We start from the raw sequence: 18,888 nt of genomic DNA, 5'->3' as shown, positions 1-18,888 counted from the left end.
GTGACGCCCATGTTCAGTCATCACGAACCGTCCCTGCCGCGCACTCAGGCAGCTCGCACCGAGCTCCCTGCCCGCGCCGGGCTGGGGCTCAAGACCGGGCACTTCCTCGAAGTGCTCGGCTCCGTACCGGACCTCGGTTTCTTCGAGGTCCACGCCGAAAACTACATGGTAGCCGGCGGCCCTTTTCATCATTTTCTCGGTCTGATTCGCCAACAGTACCCGCTGTCATTGCACGGCGTGGGCCTGTCGATCGGTGGCGAAGGCCCGCTGGACGGCCAGCACCTCAAACGCCTCGCCGAGCTGATCGAGCGCTATCAACCGCAAGCCTTTTCCGAACATCTGGCGTGGTCGAGCCACGGCCCGGTGTTCCTCAATGACCTGCTGCCACTGGCTTACGACACGCCGACACTGAACCGCGTCTGTGCGCACATCGACCAGGTGCAGAACACGCTGAAACGACCGATGCTGCTGGAGAACCCGGCGACCTATCTGGGATTTGAGCACTCGACGATCGACGAGGCCGAGTTCATCGGCGAAGTGATCCGCCGCAGCGGCTGCGGCTTGTTGCTCGACGTCAACAATGTCTACGTGTCGTGCATCAACCATCAGCGCGATCCTCTGGCCTACCTCGATGCGTTACCGCTGCACGCGGTCGGCGAGATTCATCTGGCCGGCTTCGCTGAAGATTGCGACAACCTCGGCGACCGCTTGCTGATCGACGATCACGGCGCGCCGATTGATCAGGCCGTCTGGGATCTGTACCGGCAAGTGCTGCAACGTATCGGCCCGGTGGCGACGCTGATCGAACGTGATAATCAGGTGCCGGCCTTCGACGTTTTGCTCGCCGAAGCGCAGCAAGCCGAGACGCTGTTGCGGCGCGCGGAGTGTGCGGCATGAGCACGCAAGCGGACTTCGCCGCCGCCCTGCTCAATGCGCAACTGCCGTATCCCAAGGGCCTGTGCAGCCGCAACGGCGCCGATCCGTCGCGACGTTTTGCGGTCTATCGCAACAACGTGCAGAGCTCGTTGATCAATGCCCTGGCCGACAGCTATCCGGTGGTGCTGCAATTGGTCGGCGAGGAGTTCTTCCGCGCCATGGCGGCGATTTTCGTCCAGAGTCAGCCGCCACAAAGTCCGTTGATGAGCCGCTATGGCGAAGACTTCGCCGACTTCATCGCAGAGTTTGAACCCATCGCCGGCGTGCCTTATGTGGCTGATGTTGCGCGGCTTGAGCATCTGCGCACTGTCGCCTACCACGCCGCTGATGCGCAGCCGATCCGGCCTGAACAAGTCAGTGCCGCGCTGGCCGATCCGCAGTCGCTGAGTGAACTGTGTTTCGAACTGCATCCCTCGCTGCACCTGCTCGACTCTGCTTTCGCGGTGGTGGCGATCTGGGCCGCGCATCAGCAGGAGCCAAGTCTGGCGGGCATTGGCCTCAATCAAGGCCAGCATGCCCTGGTGCTGCGCAATGGTCTCGACGTTGAGGTGTTCGCTCTTGAACCGGGTGCGAGCGTGTTCATTGGTCATCTGCTCCAGGGCTCGCCACTGCTCGCGGCGGCAGAAAACAGCCCGCCGTTCGATCTCGCCCAAACCCTCGCCTTACTGATTGCGCATAACGCGATCACCCAGCTGAATTACAAGGAGTTGCCATGAACGCTTTGGTCTTGCGCGTCATCGCGCTGTTGGAAAAAATCCCGCACAGCCTGATTGCCCTCATCGGGCGTTTTTCCATCGCTGCGGTGTTCTGGAAATCCGGGCAAACCAAGGTCGAAGGACTGGCCGTCGATTTGATTGACGGCACTTTTGAACTGGGCTGGCCACGTTTGGCCGATTCCACGATTCCGCTGTTTCAGAGCGAGTACAACCTGCCGCTGCTCTCGCCGGAAATTGCCGCGCATCTGGCGGCGTTTGCCGAGCATGTGTTTCCGCTGTTGATCCTGCTCGGCTTCGCCACACGGTTTTCGGCGCTGGCATTGCTCGGCATGACGTTGACTATCCAACTGTTTGTCTACCCGGATGCTTACCCGACCCACGGCACCTGGGCGGCAGTGTTGCTGTACCTGATGGCGACCGGGCCGGGCAGGTTGTCGATCGATCAGATGATCGCGCGCCGTTTCGCAAAATAAGATCCTCCCTGTGGGAGCGAGCCTGCTCGCGAAAGCGGTGTGTCATTCAACATCGGTATCGACTGAACTGACGCATTCGCGAGCAGGCTCGCTCCCACAGGGAAATCACATCAGCGCTGCAGTCGATCCAGCGCTTCGCCACTGCGCTTGAACCAGCCCATCAGATAATCCGCGAGCACCTGCGTGCGTTTCGGCAATCCACCCTGATACGGGTGCACCAGATACATCGGCATGCGTCGGGTCTGGTAATCGCGCAGCAACCAGCGCAAGCGGCCGTCCGCCAGTTCCGCTTGCAGCAGATACGACGGCAAACGGGCGATGCCGGCGCCGGACAGCGCTGCTTTCTTCAACAGGCTGTAGTGATTGCTGGCAAACGGACCCGAGACCCGTACCCGCAACAACTCGTGCTGCTGGTGATACAGCCATTCTTCGCGGCCGCTGTAATGGCTGTTGAGCAGACAACGATGCTCGGCCAAAGCATGCGGCGTCGCCGGCTCGCTGAAGCGCTCAAGGTAGGCCGGGCTGGCGCAGGTCATTTCGTGCCACGCCAACAGCGGCTTGGCCACCAGCCGATCGTCATTGGCCACTTCGGCACGAATCGCCAGATCAAAGCCATCGCGGGCCAGATCGCGATAGCTGTTGTTCAACTCCAGCTCGATCTGCACCTCCGGGTACTGCCCGGAAAACTCCAGCAGCAAGCCATCGAAGAAAGTCTCGCCGAGCGACACCGGAACCGTCATCCGCACCGGGCCGGCCATGTCGTCCTTCAACCGCGCCAACGCCTGCCGCGCGCGTTCGACCTGAACCACCAGCGCCTGAGCCTGCGGCAGCAGCGCCGCCCCCGCCGCCGTCAGGCTCAAGCGCCGGGTCGTGCGTTGCAGCAGCACCACACTGAATTGCGCTTCGAGCTGGCTGATGCGCTTGGAGAGTTGCCCCTTGCTGCAGCCCAACTGCTGCGCGGCGAGGGTAAAACTGCCGGCTTCGATCAGTACGGCGAAAGCAGCAAGGTCATCCATTTCGCTCATGGATTGTTTCCATTTGAAAACCAAAGGTTGCCTATTAGTGCGCTTATCCGCAGAAAAAACCACTCTAGACTGAAACCTCATTCACACACATGAGGTACAGCTCGATGAAAATTCTGTTGATAGGCGCAGGCGGCACCATCGGTTCGGCGGTGAACAAAGAGTTGTCGCAACGCCACGAGGTCATTCGTATCGGTCGCAACAGCGGTGACTTGCAGGTGGATATCAGCGACAGCGCGTCGATCCGCAAGCTGTTCGAACAGACCGGCAAGTTCGATGCGTTGATCTGCGCGGCGGGCAACGTGACGTTTGCAGCGCTCGACGAGATGACTGAGGACAGCTTCGTCCTCGGCCTGAAAGACAAGTTGATGGGCCAGGTCAATCTGCTGCTGATCGGCCGCGAGTTCGCCAATGACGGCGCCTCGTTCACCTTCACCACCGGCGTGCTCAGCCACGACCCGATTCGCAGCGGCGCCTCGGCAGCTCTGGTCAACGGCGCCCTCGACAGCTTCGTCCGCGCCGCCGCCATCGAACTGCCGCGTGGCCTGCGGGTAAACTCGGTGAGCCCGACCGTGCTGACCGAAGCCCTGGGCAAATACGCGCCCTACTTCCGTGGCTTCAAGCCGGTTCCTGCAGCGGAAGTGGCATTGGCCTACGCGAAAAGTGTCGAAGGACTGCAAACAGGGCAGACGTTTCACGTGGGTTAAGGCCCTTGTGATGAACGGTCAGGCTGCGTAACGTGGCAGCACCTGTCTGGAGAGCCAAAGATGCGTGTTGCCCGTTTGATCGTCCTCGTTACCCTGCTGCCGATGTTTGCCGCCTGCCAGTTGTTCGACGGCCAGCGTGAAAGTGTGTCCCATGCCGGGCAGACGCGAATGCAGGGGCAACTGACCGCCGCCGACGGCAAACTGGTGTTCCAGCCGTGCCAGGAGCAGCGGCAACTGGTGGTCAACGACATCGGCGGCACCAGCGTCCTGCAAGAGGCCGCTACACTCGCCGACGAACAGGGCAAGCTGTTTGCCGATGTGCGCGGCAAGGTCTCCGGCGACCGTCTCGACCTCGGCCAGTTGTATCGCGTCGAGCGCTCGGGCACGGCCTGCGACGATCCGAATTTCAAACTGCTGATCCTGCGCGCCGCCGGCCATGGCCCGGAATGGAACGTCAAAGTCAGCGGCAAAGGCATGGTCATCGAGCGCGACGGCCAGGCTCCACTGGCGGTGCCGTATGTGGAAGAGCAACTGGGCGACGGCCGCTTCAATCTCAGCAGCGAAGCCAACAACCAGCGCATCGAACTGTGGGTCGCGCCACAGCGCTGCGTCGACAGCAGCACCGGCAGCGTGCAGCACATGAGCGCCGAGTTGCGCATCGACGGTCAGGTGCAGCGCGGCTGCGGCTATTTCGGCGGCGCACGCAACGACTGATCGTTTTTCCCCCACGGATCCGCTCGCGGCGGCTTATAATCGCCGCCTTTAAACGCCCTGGCGCAGTTGTGCGCCCCGCGAATCCGGATCCCCGCCATGTTACGAATCACTGAACTCAAGCTGCCAATCGACCATCCCGAAGAAGACCTGCGCACCGCCATCGTGCAACGCCTGGGCATCGCCAGTGATGATCTGCTCGATTTCACCTTGTTCAAGCGCAGCTATGACGCGCGCAAAAAGTCCTCCGAACTGTGCTTCATCTACACCATCGACCTCAACGTACGCGACGAGGCCAGAGTGTTGAGCAAGTTCGCCGACGACCGTAACGTCAACGTGGCGCCGGATGTCAGCTACAAATTCGTCGGCCAGGCACCGAGCGATCTCGGCCAGCGGCCGATCGTCGTCGGTTTCGGCCCGTGCGGCATCTTCGCCGGCCTGCTGCTGGCGCAGATGGGCTTCAAACCGATCATTCTCGAACGCGGCACCGAAGTCCGCCAGCGCACCAAGGACACCTGGGGCCTGTGGCGCAAAAGCGTGCTCAATCCCGAGTCCAACGTACAGTTTGGCGAAGGCGGCGCGGGCACGTTCTCCGACGGCAAGCTGTACAGCCAGATCAAGGACCCGAAATTCCTCGGCCGCAAAGTCCTGCACGAGTTCGTCAAGGCCGGTGCGCCGGAAGAAATCCTCTACGTCAGCAAGCCGCACATCGGTACGTTCCGCCTGACCGGTATGGTCGAAAACATGCGCGAGCAGATCCGCGAACTGGGCGGTGAAGTGCGCTTCCAGGAGCGCGTCAGCGACGTGCTGATCGAAGATGGCCAACTGGTCGGCGTGCAACTGGCCAGCGGCGAAACCCTGCATTCGAAGCATGTGGTTCTGGCCCTCGGCCACAGTGCCCGCGACACCTTCCGCATGCTCCACAGCCGTGGCGTGTTCATGGAAGCCAAGCCATTCTCGGTGGGTTTCCGCATCGAACATCCGCAGTCGCTGATCGACCGCGCGCGCCTGGGCAAATACGCTGGCCACCCGAAACTTGGCGCTGCCGATTACAAACTGGTGCACCACGCCAAGAACGGGCGTTCGGTCTACAGCTTCTGCATGTGCCCGGGCGGCACCGTGGTCGCGGCCACCTCCGAGCCCAATCGCGTGGTCACCAACGGCATGAGCCAGTACTCGCGTAACGAGCGTAATGCCAACTCCGGCATCGTCGTCGGCATCACCCCGGAAGTCGATTATCCGGGCGGCCCGCTCGCCGGTATCGAGTTGCAGGAGCGCCTGGAATCCCACGCGTTCATCCTTGGCGGCAGCGACTACAAGGCCCCGGCGCAACTGGTTGGCGACTTCATCAACGGCAAGCCGTCGACCGAACTGGGCGAGGTCGAGCCATCGTACAAGCCGGGCGTGGCGCTGGGCGATCTGGCGCTGGCGCTGCCGGACTTTGCCATTGAGGCGATCCGCGAAGCCTTGCCGGCGTTCGAGAAGCAGATTCGCGGTTATTCGCTGCACGACGCCGTGCTGACCGGGATCGAGACGCGCACTTCATCGCCGCTGCGCATCACCCGCAACGAGTCGCTGCAGAGCATGAACGTCAAAGGCCTGTTCCCGGCCGGTGAAGGCGCGGGCTATGCCGGCGGGATTCTCTCGGCGGGTGTCGACGGGATTCGCATTGCCGAGGCAGTGGCTCGCGATATCCTCGGCCTGGAAGCCTGATCCGCATAAGCTGACACAACACAAACCCTGTGGGAGCGAGCTTGCTCGCGAAGTCGCTATTTCAGTCAATGATGATGTTGAATGAGATGACGCCTTCGCGAGCAGGCTCGCTCCCACATTGGTTTTTGCGTTTCTTCAGATGTTGGCGCGCAGCACCGAGGTCGGCAGCGCCTCCCCGCGCTCGGCACTCGCCGCCACTGCTGCAATCAACTCACCCAGTTCGTAACCCTGCGCTTTCAACCATTCCTGGTCGTAATAAGTGTCGGCATAACGCTCGCCGCCATCGCACAGGATCGCCACGATCGACCCAGACTGCCCCGCCGCTTTCATCTGCTGCGCTGCCATCAGCGCACCGATCAGATTGGTCCCGCTCGACCCGCCGACATGCCGCCCCAAACGCTGCGCCAGATAATGCATGGCCGCCAGCGACAAGGCGTCCGGCACCTTGACCATCGCATCGATCACCTTGGGCAGGAACGACGCTTCCACCCGAGGCCGGCCAATGCCTTCTATGCGCGAGCCGCAGTCCAGGCGCAGGCTGGCATCTCCGGTCTGGTAAAAATCGAAGAACACCGAACGCTCGGCATCGGCACACAACACGCGGGTGCAGTGCTGGCGATAGCGCACGTAACGGCCGAGGGTCGCGGTGGTGCCGCCGGTGCCGGGGCTGGAAATCAGCCAGGTCGGCTCAGGGTGTTTTTCGTAGCGCATCTGCTGGAAGATCGACTCGGCGATGTTGTTGTTCGCTCGCCAGTCGGTGGCACGTTCGGCGTAGGTGAACTGATCGATGAAGTGACCGCCATGCTCGCGGGCCAGGCGCTCGGATTCGGCGTAGATCTGCGTCGGATCCTGCACCAGATGGCTCTGCCCGCCGTAAAAGGCAATCTGGGCGATCTTCTCTTTCGAGGTGGTCGCGGGCATCACCGCGATAAACGGCAAACCGAGCATGCGCGCGAAATACGCTTCGGAAATCGCCGTCGAGCCGCTGGATGCTTCGATCACCGGCGCGCCGGGCTTGAGCCAGCCGTTACACAGCGCGTAAAGGAACAGCGAGCGGGCCAGGCGGTGCTTGAGGCTGCCGGTCGGGTGGCTGGATTCGTCCTTGAAATACAACTCGATGCCGGCAAAACCGGGCAGCGGCAAAGGGATCAGGTGGGTGTCGGCGCTGCGCTGGAAGTCCGCCTCGATGATGCGGATGGCTTCGCGGGCCCACTGTCGGTTGTCGCTCATGGTTTCGGTTCTCGTTGAATCAGGCAGAAGATCGGTCTTCTGAAAAAGGTCTGCCGCAAGCTTAGGAAAAATCCCGCAGGCGGCAAAGATACAGCTGAGTCTCAATGTGTCAGGCAACTGCTAGGCTCAGTGCTGCCCGAGCGAGACAGTCTGTAACGCCATATAACAAAAAAGAATATAACTTTTGTTTTAACAACTAACGGTACGGGTTAGGGTGTTTCACCTTTTTCTTGATTCGATGGAGAGCGACCTTGCCTCTGCGTAGCACTTTCACGCGTTTCTTTCAGTTGGAAGCCGCCAGCGGTCTGCTATTGATCGCCGCAGCCGTTCTCGCGCTGATCATCAACAATTCACCGCTGTCGTGGCTGTACACCGGCCTGCTCGACACCCCGGTGGTGGCGCAGATCGGCGCGTTGAAAATCGCCAAACCCCTGCTGCTGTGGATCAACGACGGCCTGATGGCGATGTTCTTCCTGCTGATCGGTCTGGAAGTCAAACGCGAAGTGCTCGACGGCCAATTGTCCAAGCCTTCGCAGATCGTCCTCCCTGGCGCAGCGGCGATCGGCGGCATGCTGGTGCCGGCGCTGATCTACTGGTTCCTCAATCGCGACAACCCCGCGGCCCTGAGTGGCTGGGCCATTCCGACCGCCACCGATATCGCCTTCGCCCTCGGCGTATTGGCCCTGCTCGGCAAACGCGTGCCGGTGTCGCTGAAACTGTTCCTGATGACCCTGGCGATCATTGATGACCTGGGCGCCATCGTGATCATCGCAATCTTCTATTCCGGCGAACTCTCTACCCTGTCCCTTGGCCTGGCGGCTGCTTGCATTGCCGCGCTGGTGGCGATGAACCGGCTCGGCGTGGTCAAGCTCGGACCGTACATGATCATCGGCCTGATCCTCTGGGTCTGCGTGCTCAAGAGCGGTGTCCACGCGACACTGGCCGGCGTGACCCTGGCTTTCTGCATTCCCCTGCGCACGAAAAACGCCGAGTCGTCGCCGCTGCTGACCCTCGAACACGCGCTGCACCCGTGGGTCGCCTACGGCATCCTGCCGCTGTTCGCCTTCGCCAACGCCGGCCTGTCACTGAGCGGCGTCACCGTCGAAAGCTTCACCCACGACGTACCGATGGGCATTGCTATCGGCCTGCTGTTGGGCAAGACCATCGGCGTGTTCGGCCTGACCTGGCTTGCGGTCAAGATCGGCATCGCCGCCCTGCCCCAAGGCGCCAACTGGGGCCAGGTCCTCGGCGTCGCGATCCTCTGCGGCATAGGCTTCACCATGAGCCTGTTCGTCGGCTCGCTGGCCTTCGAACCGGGCGTGAGTGATTACGCCGGTATGGATCGCATGGGCATCCTCACCGGCTCGATCCTCGCGGCGGTGATTGGTTATGCGGTGACTGCGGCGGCGAGTCGCAAGAATTCACAACTGCAATAACCCCTGTGGCGAGGGAGCTTGGCCCTCGCCACAGATTTCTCGCCTTACAGTTACGCAGCGAACAATCCCCACGTCATTAGCGACCCGTCCTACAGCCACACTTTCCCCGCTTCGATAACGTCGTGCGGCCCCTTCTCAGGGGCTGTCGATGGTGAAGGAAGGGACGATCAGTGGCGCGGAACAAGGACATTCCCCGGGTGCAAAACCCACCGCAGGGCGACGGACAATACCTATCACCCCGCTCCCGAAACGTCGGATATCACAGCCTTTCCCGATTTAAGAAGAGCAAAAAAGAAAACGCCGTTCAACGGTGGGCTCCGGGATCGCTGGATCAATGCAAAAGGCCGAATAATTTATGAATGGGATTATTTACTCGGCGAGCTTGAAGCCTACCGCGCAAGCGATGGTAGCCATTTAGGCTCTTACGACCACAGAACTGGTGAACAGATAGATCCACCCAAAAAAAACCGTAGTATTAAAAAATATTTATGAGGATTACATGGGACTCAAAGCCAGACTCGAATGGTACGAACAACAAACCGAACTGGATGAGGGGGAGGAACTGTCGAAAGATTTTGGCGAGGACGGCTCATTAATGGAAGCATTAGGCCTACCGTCGAAAAGCTTCAATAACGGCGGATTTGATGTAAAAGCCGATTGGCTCAAGACTCTCCAGCCCCACTTCCAGCATTCCATTCAATTTTCTTCTTACGACTATCAGGTATCGTTCGTTTACCGTGATCAATGGTAGATGGGACTGGAACTGAGATTGGAATGGTACGACACAGCAACCTTGGAGTTTCAGGGGGAAGAGTCGTCAAAAGATTTGGGTGATGACGGGTCAGTGTTAAACGCCTTGGGAATCTCCGCCGACAACAACATCAATAATGGCAGCTTCAACGTCGTTCAAAACTGGCTGCCAACAATTCAGCCGTATTTTCAACATCAAATCGATGTGCGAGTCCACGACTATCAAATTTCGTTTGACTACGGCTAACAGCCCCGAAAGTATTAGCTCCATGCACTTTCTTTTAATTGCCGTTTTTTTCCCTGACGAAGTCCAAGATGACTCCTTGCAATTCGAGCTGGATATCACCGGCAGCGAGATGAATGAAAAAGTGGCTCAGCTCATTGAATCAAAGCCCTTGGATGAGGTGGAACCCGGCGAGCTGTTGTTGACTCAGGATCAGGTAACCGCATTGGAAAACTTTCTCAACGTCAGCTTTCCAGAAGGCCTCGAATACTTCATGGGCACCTGCGCCACATACTGAATGAACAATTCACAAGCAAAGAAAACCCCGACCAGTCACCTGATCGGGGTTTTCTTTTACCCAGCTTCCCGCTTAGTGCGAAACGCGGCTGGTTCCGCCAACGGTGGAGATCCGTACCCGCTCGCCAACGCGGAATACTTCATTCTCCTGAACCTGCTGCACATAGGCGCGCATGCTGCCGTCGTCTTCGCGGACGGTGATTTCTACGCCCTGGGTGCGGGTCAGGCCTTCTTCGGTGGCCGAGCCAAGCAGGCCGCCGGCCACTGCGCCGATGACCGCAGCAACGATGCTGCCCTTGCCGCCGCCGATGGCGCTACCGCCGACGCCGCCGACCACTGCGCCTGCTGCGCCGCCGATCGGGGTCTTGGTGCCTTCGATTTTTACCGGGCGCAGGGATTCGATGGTGCCCATGCGAATCGTCTGTACACGACGCGCTTCGTCACGGGAGTAGGAGTCGCCGGTGAGGCTCGATTGGCAGCCGGTCAGCAACATCGCCATCGTCGAAAAAGAAGCAACCAGCAGAACAGACTTACGCATAGCATCAACTCCAAAAGAACATGTGTTCATTAAACCCCGTGGCCTGGCGCCTGTCACGACACCATCCGGATAAAATTGGCTTCCATTCAGGCCTGGTACAGATGCCCGCGAGCGTCCACTCAAGGTAGCGTCAAATCAGCGATCCTGCGCCATCCGCGTTTATGTCGCTCGGTAGACTGCTCAGGGTGCCAGTCGTTCCAGAATCCACTCGGCGCCCTGGAGGCGGTAGTTGAGGCGATCGTGCAGGCGGCTCGGCCTGCCCTGCCAGAACTCGATGCGCTCGGGCAACAAGCGGTAACCACCCCAATGTTCCGGGCAGTGCGGCTGGCCGTCGCTGAAGCGTTGCTCGGTGGCCTTGAGCAAATCTTCCAGTTCGCCACGACCGTTGATGACTCGGCTCTGCGGCGAGGCCCAGGCGCCGAGGCGGCTGCCCAGCGGTCGCACTTGATAATAAGCATCAGACTCTTGCGCCGTGACCTTGACCACCCGCCCCTCGATGCGCACCTGGCGCTCCAGGGTTGGCCAGAAGAAGGTCATGGCGGCAAACGGGTTGGCCGCCAGATGCTGGCCCTTGGCGCTGTCGTAGTTGGTGAAGAAGGTGAAGCCCTGCTCGTCCAGGCCCTTGAGCAACAAAATGCGGCAATGCGGACGACCGTCGGCATCAACCGTGGCCAGGGTCATGGCATTGGCTTCTACCGGCGCCTGCTCGGTTTTCACCGCATCGGCGAACCACTGGTGAAACAGCGCAAACGGCTCGGCCGGGGCTTGCGCCTCGGTCAAACCGTCACGGGTGTAGTCGCGACGCATATCGGCCAGAGCCTGGGTCATGGCGGATTCCTTTTCGTTAGCGGATCACTTCTTGGCGGCGTCGGCTGCGGCGACTTTCTTGTCGGTCGCGGCGGCTTTGGCTGGTGCAGTTTTTTTCGCTGGAGCCTTGGCCGGTGCCTTCTTCGCAGGAGCCTTGGCGGCGGTTTTCTTGGCTGGCGCCTTTTTCGCCGCCGGCACAGCGGCTTTTTTCGCCGCAGGCGCCGGGGTAACCGGTTTGGCAACTGGCTTGACGTCTTGCGCAGCGACCATCGTTACAGGCTTCGGTGCTGGCATGTTGTATTTGCTCAGCAGCGCAACCATGGTGTTCTGCGGAGTCACCAGCAGTTCGACGCGACGGTTCAAGGCACGGCCTTCAACGCTGTCGTTGGCCGCACGCGGCGCTTCGGAACCCATGCCGCGTAGCATCAGGCGATCACGTTGCAAGCCGCTGAGGCGGAAGATCGCCGCCACCGATTGCGCACGCTCCTGGCTCAGTTTGACGTTGGCCGGCGCAGCACCGCTGGTATCGCTGTGACCGAGCACCAGCACTGCGGTTTTCGGGTCGGCTTCAAGGATTTTCGCTACGCGAGTGAACGGGCCAAGGGTGACCGGCAGCAGCATCGCCGGGCGGTCTGGATTGAACGAGCCTTCGACCGGCGCCGTCACCACCAGTACGTTGTCGCGACGCTCGAGTTGCAGATTGCTGTCTTTCACCGCTTCACGCAGACGCGGTTCGTAGTCATCCAGCCAGGCCTGAGTCACCTTCGGATCCGGCATCGGCACGGCTTTGACGGTTGGCTGATCCTTGCCGCCGAACGGCCACCACCATTTGCCATTGGACTGCGCCTCGGCTTTGGCCACCTCGACCGGTTTGGCTTCAGGTTTGACCTCGGCTTTCAGATCAGCCTTGACCGCTTCGTCGCTGGAACCGAACGGCCAGTACCACGGGTTGCTGCTCTCAGCCTTGGCCACTGGCGCAGTCGCCGCAGGTTTCAGCGGAGCCGGGGCCGGAGCCGGATCTTTAGACGCAACTTTGTCGGAAGAACCGAACGGCCACCAACTGCCGCCATCTGCATCGTTTTTCGGAGTCTGTGCGCAACCGGTGATCGCTACACACAGGGCCAGGGCGAGGGTCTTTTTAGATGACATTGAAAATCCACAAAATGAAGTAATGAAAAATCAGAGCACTTTCGCCCGGATAAACAGCCGTTTTGAAACGAAAATCCCTTCGAGGTTCCGACCCTGGAACCTCTGTTGAAGCTTTACAGACAAGTGGCAAGCACCCGCGCCAGCTTTTGCGCGCGCGGATCCATCAAAACGTAAGGCCCCAGGGTATTTGTCACGAAACCGAAAGCCACATCGTGCTCAGGATCAGCAAAACCGATCGAGCCGCCCGCTCCCGGATGGCCGAACGCGCGTGGGCCGAGGCCGTAGGTGGCGTTGGGCACGTCCGGTTGATCGAGCATGCAGCCGAGGCCGAAACGGGTGCGAGTGAGCAAAGTCTTGTCATCGCCAAGGCTGTGCTCGCGGGTCAGCTCTTCGAGCATCTCGCTCTCGAGCAGGCTGCCGTCGAGCAGGCCGGCATAAAACCCGGCGAGACTGCGCGCGTTGCCGTGGCCGTTAGCCGCCGGTTGCTGCATGCGTCGCCATTCCGGCTTGTTGGTGCTGGTCAGCACTGACGGCGGATTGGTGAAGGCGCGAGTAGTCATGGCAGTCGGTTCGCGCATGGTCACTTGCAGCAGGCGCTGCGCCGCAGCGTCGCCGGCGTTGCCCTTGCCACGGGCGATGTGCGCAACGCGCTGAAACTCTTCGTCGGCCAGGCCCACGTGGAAATCCAGGCCCAACGGTTTGGCGATCCGAGCGACGATCGACTCGCCCGGCCCACGACCGTCGGCGCGGCGCAGCAATTCGCCGACCAGCCAGCCGTAGGTGATCGCGGCATAACCGTGACCGGTGCCCGGAGTCCACCATGGCGCTTCGGCCGCGAGGGCGTCGACCATCGTTTGCCAGTCGTAAAGGGCTTCAGGGGCGAGCAGTTCGCGCAGCGCCGGCAAGCCGGCCTGATGGCAGAGCAATTGGCGCAGGGTGACGGATTCTTTGCCGGCGGCGGCGAATTCCGGCCAGTAGCGGGCAACCGGGGCGTCGAGTTGCAACTTGCCTTCAGCGACCAGTTGCAGCGCGGTGACGGCGGTGAATGTCTTGGTGCAGGAGAACAGGTTGGCAATGGTGTCGCTGTGCCAGGCTTCGGCGCCGTCCTTGTCGGCAGTACCGGACCAGAGGTCGAGGACGGTTTCTCCACCGACCTTGATGCACAGGGCTGCGCCGCGTTCCTGGGGATCGTCGAACAGTGCGGCGAAAGCCTCGCGCACCGCTTCGAATTGAAGCTCGTAATGTCCCTGAATCTGCACCCGCAACTCCCCCGCGAAAACGCTCTACAAAGTGGCCCGCATTGTTCCAGCCCTTGAGGGATTTGGGAACAGGCGCGGGCCAGACGGTTGATCGGCAATTTGTGTTGATCCCTTCGCGAGCAGGCTCGCTCCCACACTGGATCTCAACAGCAGCGCAGATCCCCTGTGGGAGCGAGCCTGCTCGCGAAGAACGATAACGCGGTCTGAAACCTAGTGACCATTCCCCGAATGCCCACCCGCCTGCGCGGCCCCCGGCGCTTTGCCAGCCTCGGCCTTGCGCCCGCCTTCCACTTCCGCCGCCGGGGTTTTCTGCGCCTCCTTGCCCAACTGCTCCAGCGCCTGCAGATTGCTTTTACGCACCGCCTCGACAAAGCCCTGATACGGCAGGTCAGTGACCCCGACCAGACCGAAATGGCCGTTCTCGCCGTCGAGCAAGCGCCCGGTCACCGGTTGGTCGAGATACTGGAACCAGTGCACGCCGACAATCGATGGCTCGCTCAGTGCCTGATTGAGGAAGTTGGCATAGGCCGGGCCGCGATCTTCCTCCTTGGCCAACTGCGTCACGCCGCCCCAGAACGGCCCTCGGTCGGCCGAGCCGAAGTTGAATTCGGTGATCAGCACCGGCTTGTCCAACCCCGCCAACGCGGCGAAGTCGTAACCGTCCTGCGGCTTGAGCGTGTACATGTTGAAGCTCAACACATCGCAGTACTGCGCGCAGGAGGCCACGGCTTCAGGCGTACTGGTGGCGAAACGACCGCCCAGGAGCATCTGGTTCGGCGCGTGCCACTTCAGCGAATCGGAAATGGTCTTGAAATAGGTATCGGCGAAGACCTTCTGGAAGTATTTGAAATCCGCTTCGATCTCCGGATGCTCAGGGTTCGGCAATGGCGGCACGAAGCCCGGATCTTCCATCAACTCCCACGCCGGTAGCTCGATACCCCAGGCCTTGGACAGTCCGGCCTGATTGCGGTACTTGTCGCGCAATTGCTTGAGAAAGGCGCGTTTGGCCGGCACGTCGGTGGTCATTTTCAACGTGCCGTAGGCCAGCGCGAAGCGAGCCTTCGGATCGTCGCCAGGGCCAGCCCAGGCCAGTTCGTTGTCGGCGTAATAACCGATCAGCCACGGATCGTCACGGTGATCGCGGGCGGCAATGGCCACGGCGCGCTCGGTGGCCATGGCGAAACGCGGATCGAACGGATCCGGCATGCCGCCCCACCAATCGCTGCCGGTGCTGATGCTGGTGTAATCGCCGACGATCGACAGCGGCAAGGTGTACGGCACGCGCTCAGCGTCAGCCAGCGACGGCGCGCTCCAGTTGCCCACCGTGTTGAAGCCCCAGGCTTGCAGCCGATCGAGGGTATGGCGGGTCCAGCGTTCTTCATCAATTCTGGCTTTGCACGGAGCGGTTTCCTCGCTGGACGCTTGCACCGCATCGGTCTGCGCCGCTTCGGCAATACCGGATTTTGGCTCAGCAGGCACCGCTGCGGTTTCAGCAGCCTGCACCGAGCCGGCCTCAGCCGCGCCCGCCTTTGCCGCTTCGGCAATCCCGGCCTTGTTGTCGCTGGCGGCCTTGCACGGTTCGCCGTACAGGCGTTGCAGATTGGCGCCATAGAAGTCGTACCAGCGGCCGTTGCCGTAGCCACGGCCCTGATCGGCACCGTTGCCGCCACGGTTGTCGCCCTCGCCGAAATGCGCGGCCAGCGGGTCGTCGTTCTTCGGCAACGATTCGAACATGTACTCACGACCAGCCACGTAGGTCTGGTTGACCTGCGGGCTGACGGTGTTGACGCCCAGCGAATAGAACGGGTGGCCTGCAGGCGTCACCAGATACCAGCGGCCATCGCGTTTTTCCGTGCGAAAGAAACCGCTGGCCTTGAACGCCGGGCCCTTGTTCCAGCCGCCGAACTTGTCCAGCGAAGCCTTTTCACGCTCGGCCAGCCATGTATTCAGCTGTTGCTGCTCTTTGCTGGCGGCGCTTTTCAGTTGCTCGTCGCTGCTGACTTTTTCCGGCCATTTACTGCGGGTTGACTGACCGTATGCGTCGACCAGATTACCGTACACCGCGCGCGTCACCGACTCGCCGTCCTGCACGCCGAAACGCTCGAGCAACAGGCTCTGCGCAACTTTCGGCTGATCCATCGACAGACTCACCGAAACCACTTGGCTGCGGTCGATCTCGCCGGTGCTGCTGGCCAGCAAGATGCGTTGGCCATCAACGGTCATCGGCATCGGCGGCCCGGCTTTCATGCCCTGGCTCAGCGGCGTCGACGCCACCAGCGGCACCAGCAAGGTTTGCGCGGGGCCGGCGGACAGATCGACGCGGCTGACCAGTGTGCGGCCATCGTTGCTCTGGATCTGCACATAAACCGTCACCGCCCAGTTCATCGCACTCTGCAAACGCAAGGTCATCATGCCGGACTGCGACCAGTCCCAAGCGCCGGTCTGCGGAGTCAGGCGCAAGGTCGGGCGGGCGACCGGGTTGAACGTCACCCGGCGCAGCACTTCGCCTTCCGCGGTCTGTTCGGCATTGGCCTGCGGCAGATCGGCGTTTTCCGTGGCGACCTTGACCACGTCGGCCGGGCGCACGAAGTTGAACAGCGTCTGCTGACCGGCGGGCGCGGCCAGCAACGGCGCGGCAAAGAACATGGCGAAAACAGCGGGCAACGAACGGCGGATCATAAGAACGGAGTTCTCCCTAACGACCAGTCAAGGCCAATGGAAAAGCGGTGGCAGAGAGATAGACAACGCGGCGGGCCAATCGGCCCACCCGCGTCTCAGGATATTTCACGTCGGAAAGGAGGCAACGCATTGAGGATCGCCTTGCCGTAGCGCTGGGTGACCAGACGCCGGTCGAGCAAGGTGATGGTGCCGCGGTCTTCTTCGGTGCGCAGCAGACGCCCGCAGGCCTGAACCAGTTTCAGCGAGGCATCGGGCACTGAGATTTCCATGAACGGATTGCCGCCGCGCGCCTCGATCCACTCCGACAACGCGGCCTCAACCGGATCATCGGGCACCGAGAACGGAATCTTGGCGATCACCACGTGCTCGCAGTAGGCACCCGGCAAATCGACACCCTCGGCAAAACTGGCCAGCCCGAACAGCACACTGGAATCACCGCCATCGACTCGCGCCTTGTGCTTGTTGAGGGTTTCCTGTTTCGACAGGTTGCCCTGAATGAACACTTGCTTGCGCCAGTCGCGGTCGAGACCGTCGAACACGTCCTGCATTTGCTTGCGCGAGGAGAACAACACCAGCGTGCCGCGCGACCCTTCGACCAGATCCGGCAGTTCGCGAATGATCGCCGCCGTGTGGGCGGCGGCATCGCGCGGGTCGGCCTTCAGATCCGGCACGCGCAGCACGCCGGCATCGGCATGATGGAACGGGCTCGGCACCACCGCCGTGACAGCTTTTTTCGGCAGGCCGGCGCGCATGCGGAAACGGTCGAAAGTGCCCAGCGCCGTCAGCGTCGCCGAGGTCACCAGGCAGCCGTAAGCGACATTCCACAAACTGCGACGCAAGGTTTCCGCCGCCAGAATCGGGCTGGCGTTGACCTCGATGTCGAACAGCGAACCGCTTTCGGCCAGGGTCAGCCAGCGCGCCATGGGCGGACTGTCTTCCGGGTCTTCGGCGGTGAACGCGGTCCACAATTCCCAGTTGCCGGAAGCGCGGGACAACAGGCTGCCGAACAGCGGATACCACTCTTCGGCCTGATTGCTGGCGATGCCGATATTGACCTCACCGTCCATGCCTTCCTTGAGCAGGTCGGTCAGGCGCTGGAACAGATCGTTAAGGCGCGAATAGCCTTTTTTCAGCTCAATGCCCATTTCGCGCATGTCCTCGGGAATCACCCCGCCGACAAAGCGATGACGCGGGCGCTCGCGGCCTTCGACGTCTTCGCCGGGCTTGAAATCGGCGATCTGCTCGCAGGCAGTGAACATGAACTGCTGTTGGGTCTTGATCTCCCGCGCCAGCTCGGGCACCTGCTCGATCAGCTTGCCGAGATCGCCTGGCAACGGATGCTGGGCCAGTAGCTTGGTGAGGTTCTTGGCGGTGGTTTCCAGCCAGTCGGCGGTGGAGCGCAGGCGCGTGTAATGAGCGAAGTGGCCGATGGCCTTGTCCGGCAAATGGTGACCTTCGTCGAACACGTAAATGGTGTCGCGCGGATCGGGCAACACGGCGCCGCCGCCCAGTGCCAGATCCGCCAGGACCATGTCGTGGTTGGTGACGATCACGTCAACCTTGCCCATGCCTTCGCGGGCCTTGTAGAAGGCGCACTGGCCGAAGTTCGGGCAATGACGGTTGGTGCACTGGCTGTGGTCGGTGGTCAGGCGCGCCCAGTCGGCGTCTTCCAGCTCGTTAGGCCAACTGTCGCGGTCGCCGTCCCATTTATTGCCGGCGAGCTTTTCGATCATGCTGGTGAACAGCTTCTGACTGGCCTCGTCGACTTCGATCTTGAAGCCTTCTTCCTCGAACAACTGCGCGGTGGCGGTTTGCGCGTGGCCTTCCTGCAAGAGCATGTCGAGCTTGGACAGACACATGTAGCGGCCACGGCCCTTGGCCAGGGCGAAACTGAAATTCAGCCCGCTGTTGCGCATCAGGTCAGGCAAGTCCTTGTAGACGATCTGCTCTTGCAGGGCGACGGTCGCGGTGGCAATGACCAGACGCTTGCCGGCCAGTTTCGCCGTAGGGATCGCCGCCAGGCTGTAGGCCACCGTCTTGCCGGTACCGGTGCCGGCTTCCACCGCGACAATCGCGGGGTCGCCACTGCGCCGGCCTTCATCGTCGGTGTCGATATCCCCGAGGACCTTGGCGATTTCGGCGATCATCAGGCGCTGGCCGTAACGCGGCTTGAGGCTCTTGGCCTCTAGAAAACGCGAATAGGCGCCCTGGATCGTGGTTTTGAGTTCAGTGCTGATCATTG

General features: G+C 61.2%; 19 protein-coding genes. 11 read left to right on the top strand and 8 right to left on the bottom strand.

Annotated elements, in window-relative coordinates:
* The first annotated feature begins 9 nt into the window (after positions 1–9).
* From bufB to V8J63_RS14215, 3 genes are read left to right on the top strand one after another with little or no spacing between them, the layout of a single operon-like run.
* On the top strand, positions 10–897 hold the full coding sequence (bufB, locus tag V8J63_RS14225; protein ID WP_336464216.1) for an MNIO family bufferin maturase: 888 nt from the start codon (positions 10–12) through the stop codon (positions 895–897).
* The gene (locus V8J63_RS14220) at positions 894–1,652 is read left to right on the top strand and encodes an HvfC/BufC N-terminal domain-containing protein (RefSeq protein WP_130902000.1); all 759 of its coding nucleotides are present in this window, start codon (positions 894–896) and stop codon (positions 1,650–1,652) included. Before bufB ends, V8J63_RS14220 begins: the two co-directional genes overlap by 4 nt.
* Positions 1,649–2,125: a DoxX family protein gene (locus V8J63_RS14215; protein ID WP_336464215.1), complete on the top strand. Its 477-nt coding sequence runs from the start codon at positions 1,649–1,651 to the stop codon at positions 2,123–2,125. The genes V8J63_RS14220 and V8J63_RS14215 overlap by 4 nt, the downstream gene beginning before the upstream one ends.
* Before the next feature lie 110 nt (positions 2,126–2,235).
* On the opposite strand, the gene V8J63_RS14210 is transcribed toward V8J63_RS14215, so the two are convergent.
* Positions 2,236–3,150, bottom strand: coding sequence for a LysR family transcriptional regulator (locus V8J63_RS14210; RefSeq protein ID WP_336464214.1), 915 nt, complete (start codon positions 3,148–3,150; stop codon positions 2,236–2,238).
* A gap of 104 nt (positions 3,151–3,254) precedes the next feature.
* Between V8J63_RS14210 and V8J63_RS14205 the strand changes: the two genes are divergently transcribed.
* The 3 genes from V8J63_RS14205 (at position 3,255) to V8J63_RS14195 (ending at position 6,278) form a co-directional block, all read left to right on the top strand.
* On the top strand, positions 3,255–3,854 hold the full coding sequence (locus V8J63_RS14205; protein ID WP_336464213.1) for a short chain dehydrogenase: 600 nt from the start codon (positions 3,255–3,257) through the stop codon (positions 3,852–3,854).
* A gap of 60 nt (positions 3,855–3,914) precedes the next feature.
* Positions 3,915–4,568, top strand: coding sequence for a COG3650 family protein (locus V8J63_RS14200; protein ID WP_130887081.1), 654 nt, complete (start codon positions 3,915–3,917; stop codon positions 4,566–4,568).
* 96 nt (positions 4,569–4,664) lie between these two features.
* On the top strand, positions 4,665–6,278 hold the full coding sequence (locus V8J63_RS14195) for an NAD(P)/FAD-dependent oxidoreductase (RefSeq protein ID WP_130902005.1): 1,614 nt from the start codon (positions 4,665–4,667) through the stop codon (positions 6,276–6,278).
* Between the two features lie 135 nt (positions 6,279–6,413).
* Here the strand turns inward: V8J63_RS14195 and V8J63_RS14190 are convergent, their stop codons facing one another.
* The gene (locus tag V8J63_RS14190) at positions 6,414–7,508 is read right to left on the bottom strand and encodes a PLP-dependent cysteine synthase family protein (RefSeq protein ID WP_073475880.1); all 1,095 of its coding nucleotides are present in this window, start codon (positions 7,506–7,508) and stop codon (positions 6,414–6,416) included.
* Positions 7,509–7,759: 251 nt separating this feature from the next.
* Between V8J63_RS14190 and nhaA the strand changes: the two genes are divergently transcribed.
* The 5 genes from nhaA to V8J63_RS14165 are packed head-to-tail and all read left to right on the top strand — an operon-like array spanning position 7,760 to position 10,215.
* The gene (nhaA, locus tag V8J63_RS14185) at positions 7,760–8,944 is read left to right on the top strand and encodes a Na+/H+ antiporter NhaA (RefSeq protein WP_041478038.1); all 1,185 of its coding nucleotides are present in this window, start codon (positions 7,760–7,762) and stop codon (positions 8,942–8,944) included.
* A gap of 18 nt (positions 8,945–8,962) precedes the next feature.
* Positions 8,963–9,436 carry a colicin E3/pyocin S6 family cytotoxin gene (locus V8J63_RS14180; RefSeq protein WP_232245396.1) on the top strand — a complete coding sequence of 158 codons (474 nt, stop codon included), beginning with the start codon at positions 8,963–8,965 and terminating at the stop codon, positions 9,434–9,436.
* A gap of 7 nt (positions 9,437–9,443) precedes the next feature.
* On the top strand, positions 9,444–9,695 hold the full coding sequence (locus V8J63_RS14175) for a colicin E3-like toxin immunity protein (RefSeq protein ID WP_125925248.1): 252 nt from the start codon (positions 9,444–9,446) through the stop codon (positions 9,693–9,695).
* A complete protein-coding gene (locus tag V8J63_RS14170) occupies positions 9,696–9,941 on the top strand; it encodes a colicin E3-like toxin immunity protein (RefSeq protein ID WP_130887083.1) in 246 nt (81 codons plus the stop codon).
* 22 nt (positions 9,942–9,963) lie between these two features.
* Positions 9,964–10,215, top strand: coding sequence for a pyocin S6 family toxin immunity protein (locus tag V8J63_RS14165; protein WP_336464212.1), 252 nt, complete (start codon positions 9,964–9,966; stop codon positions 10,213–10,215).
* A gap of 72 nt (positions 10,216–10,287) precedes the next feature.
* On the opposite strand, the gene V8J63_RS14160 is transcribed toward V8J63_RS14165, so the two are convergent.
* The 6 genes from V8J63_RS14160 to dinG all read right to left on the bottom strand — a co-directional run bounded on the left by V8J63_RS14160 (position 10,288) and on the right by dinG (position 18,886).
* The gene (locus V8J63_RS14160) at positions 10,288–10,752 is read right to left on the bottom strand and encodes a glycine zipper 2TM domain-containing protein (protein WP_016771369.1); all 465 of its coding nucleotides are present in this window, start codon (positions 10,750–10,752) and stop codon (positions 10,288–10,290) included.
* Positions 10,753–10,932: 180 nt separating this feature from the next.
* Entirely contained in the window at positions 10,933–11,580 is a 648-nt protein-coding gene (gene pdxH / locus V8J63_RS14155; RefSeq protein ID WP_073475891.1) for a pyridoxamine 5'-phosphate oxidase, read from the bottom strand.
* Positions 11,581–11,604: 24 nt separating this feature from the next.
* On the bottom strand, positions 11,605–12,708 hold the full coding sequence (locus V8J63_RS14150; protein ID WP_130887084.1) for an OmpA family protein: 1,104 nt from the start codon (positions 12,706–12,708) through the stop codon (positions 11,605–11,607).
* Between the two features lie 113 nt (positions 12,709–12,821).
* Entirely contained in the window at positions 12,822–13,967 is a 1,146-nt protein-coding gene (locus V8J63_RS14145; RefSeq protein ID WP_130887085.1) for a serine hydrolase domain-containing protein, read from the bottom strand.
* 210 nt (positions 13,968–14,177) lie between these two features.
* Positions 14,178–16,646: a beta-galactosidase gene (locus V8J63_RS14140; RefSeq protein ID WP_130887086.1), complete on the bottom strand. Its 2,469-nt coding sequence runs from the start codon at positions 16,644–16,646 to the stop codon at positions 14,178–14,180.
* A gap of 95 nt (positions 16,647–16,741) precedes the next feature.
* A complete protein-coding gene (gene dinG, locus V8J63_RS14135) occupies positions 16,742–18,886 on the bottom strand; it encodes an ATP-dependent DNA helicase DinG (RefSeq protein ID WP_336464211.1) in 2,145 nt (714 codons plus the stop codon).
* Positions 18,887–18,888 lie beyond the last annotated feature (2 nt).

Source organism: Pseudomonas sp. CCNWLW23, from assembly GCF_037095675.1.
In the GTDB taxonomy this organism is placed as follows: Bacteria; Pseudomonadota; Gammaproteobacteria; order Pseudomonadales; family Pseudomonadaceae; genus Aquipseudomonas; species Aquipseudomonas atacamensis.
The sequence above is the reverse complement of the archived record's forward strand: the minus strand, read 5'-3'. Positions and strand labels throughout refer to the sequence as shown.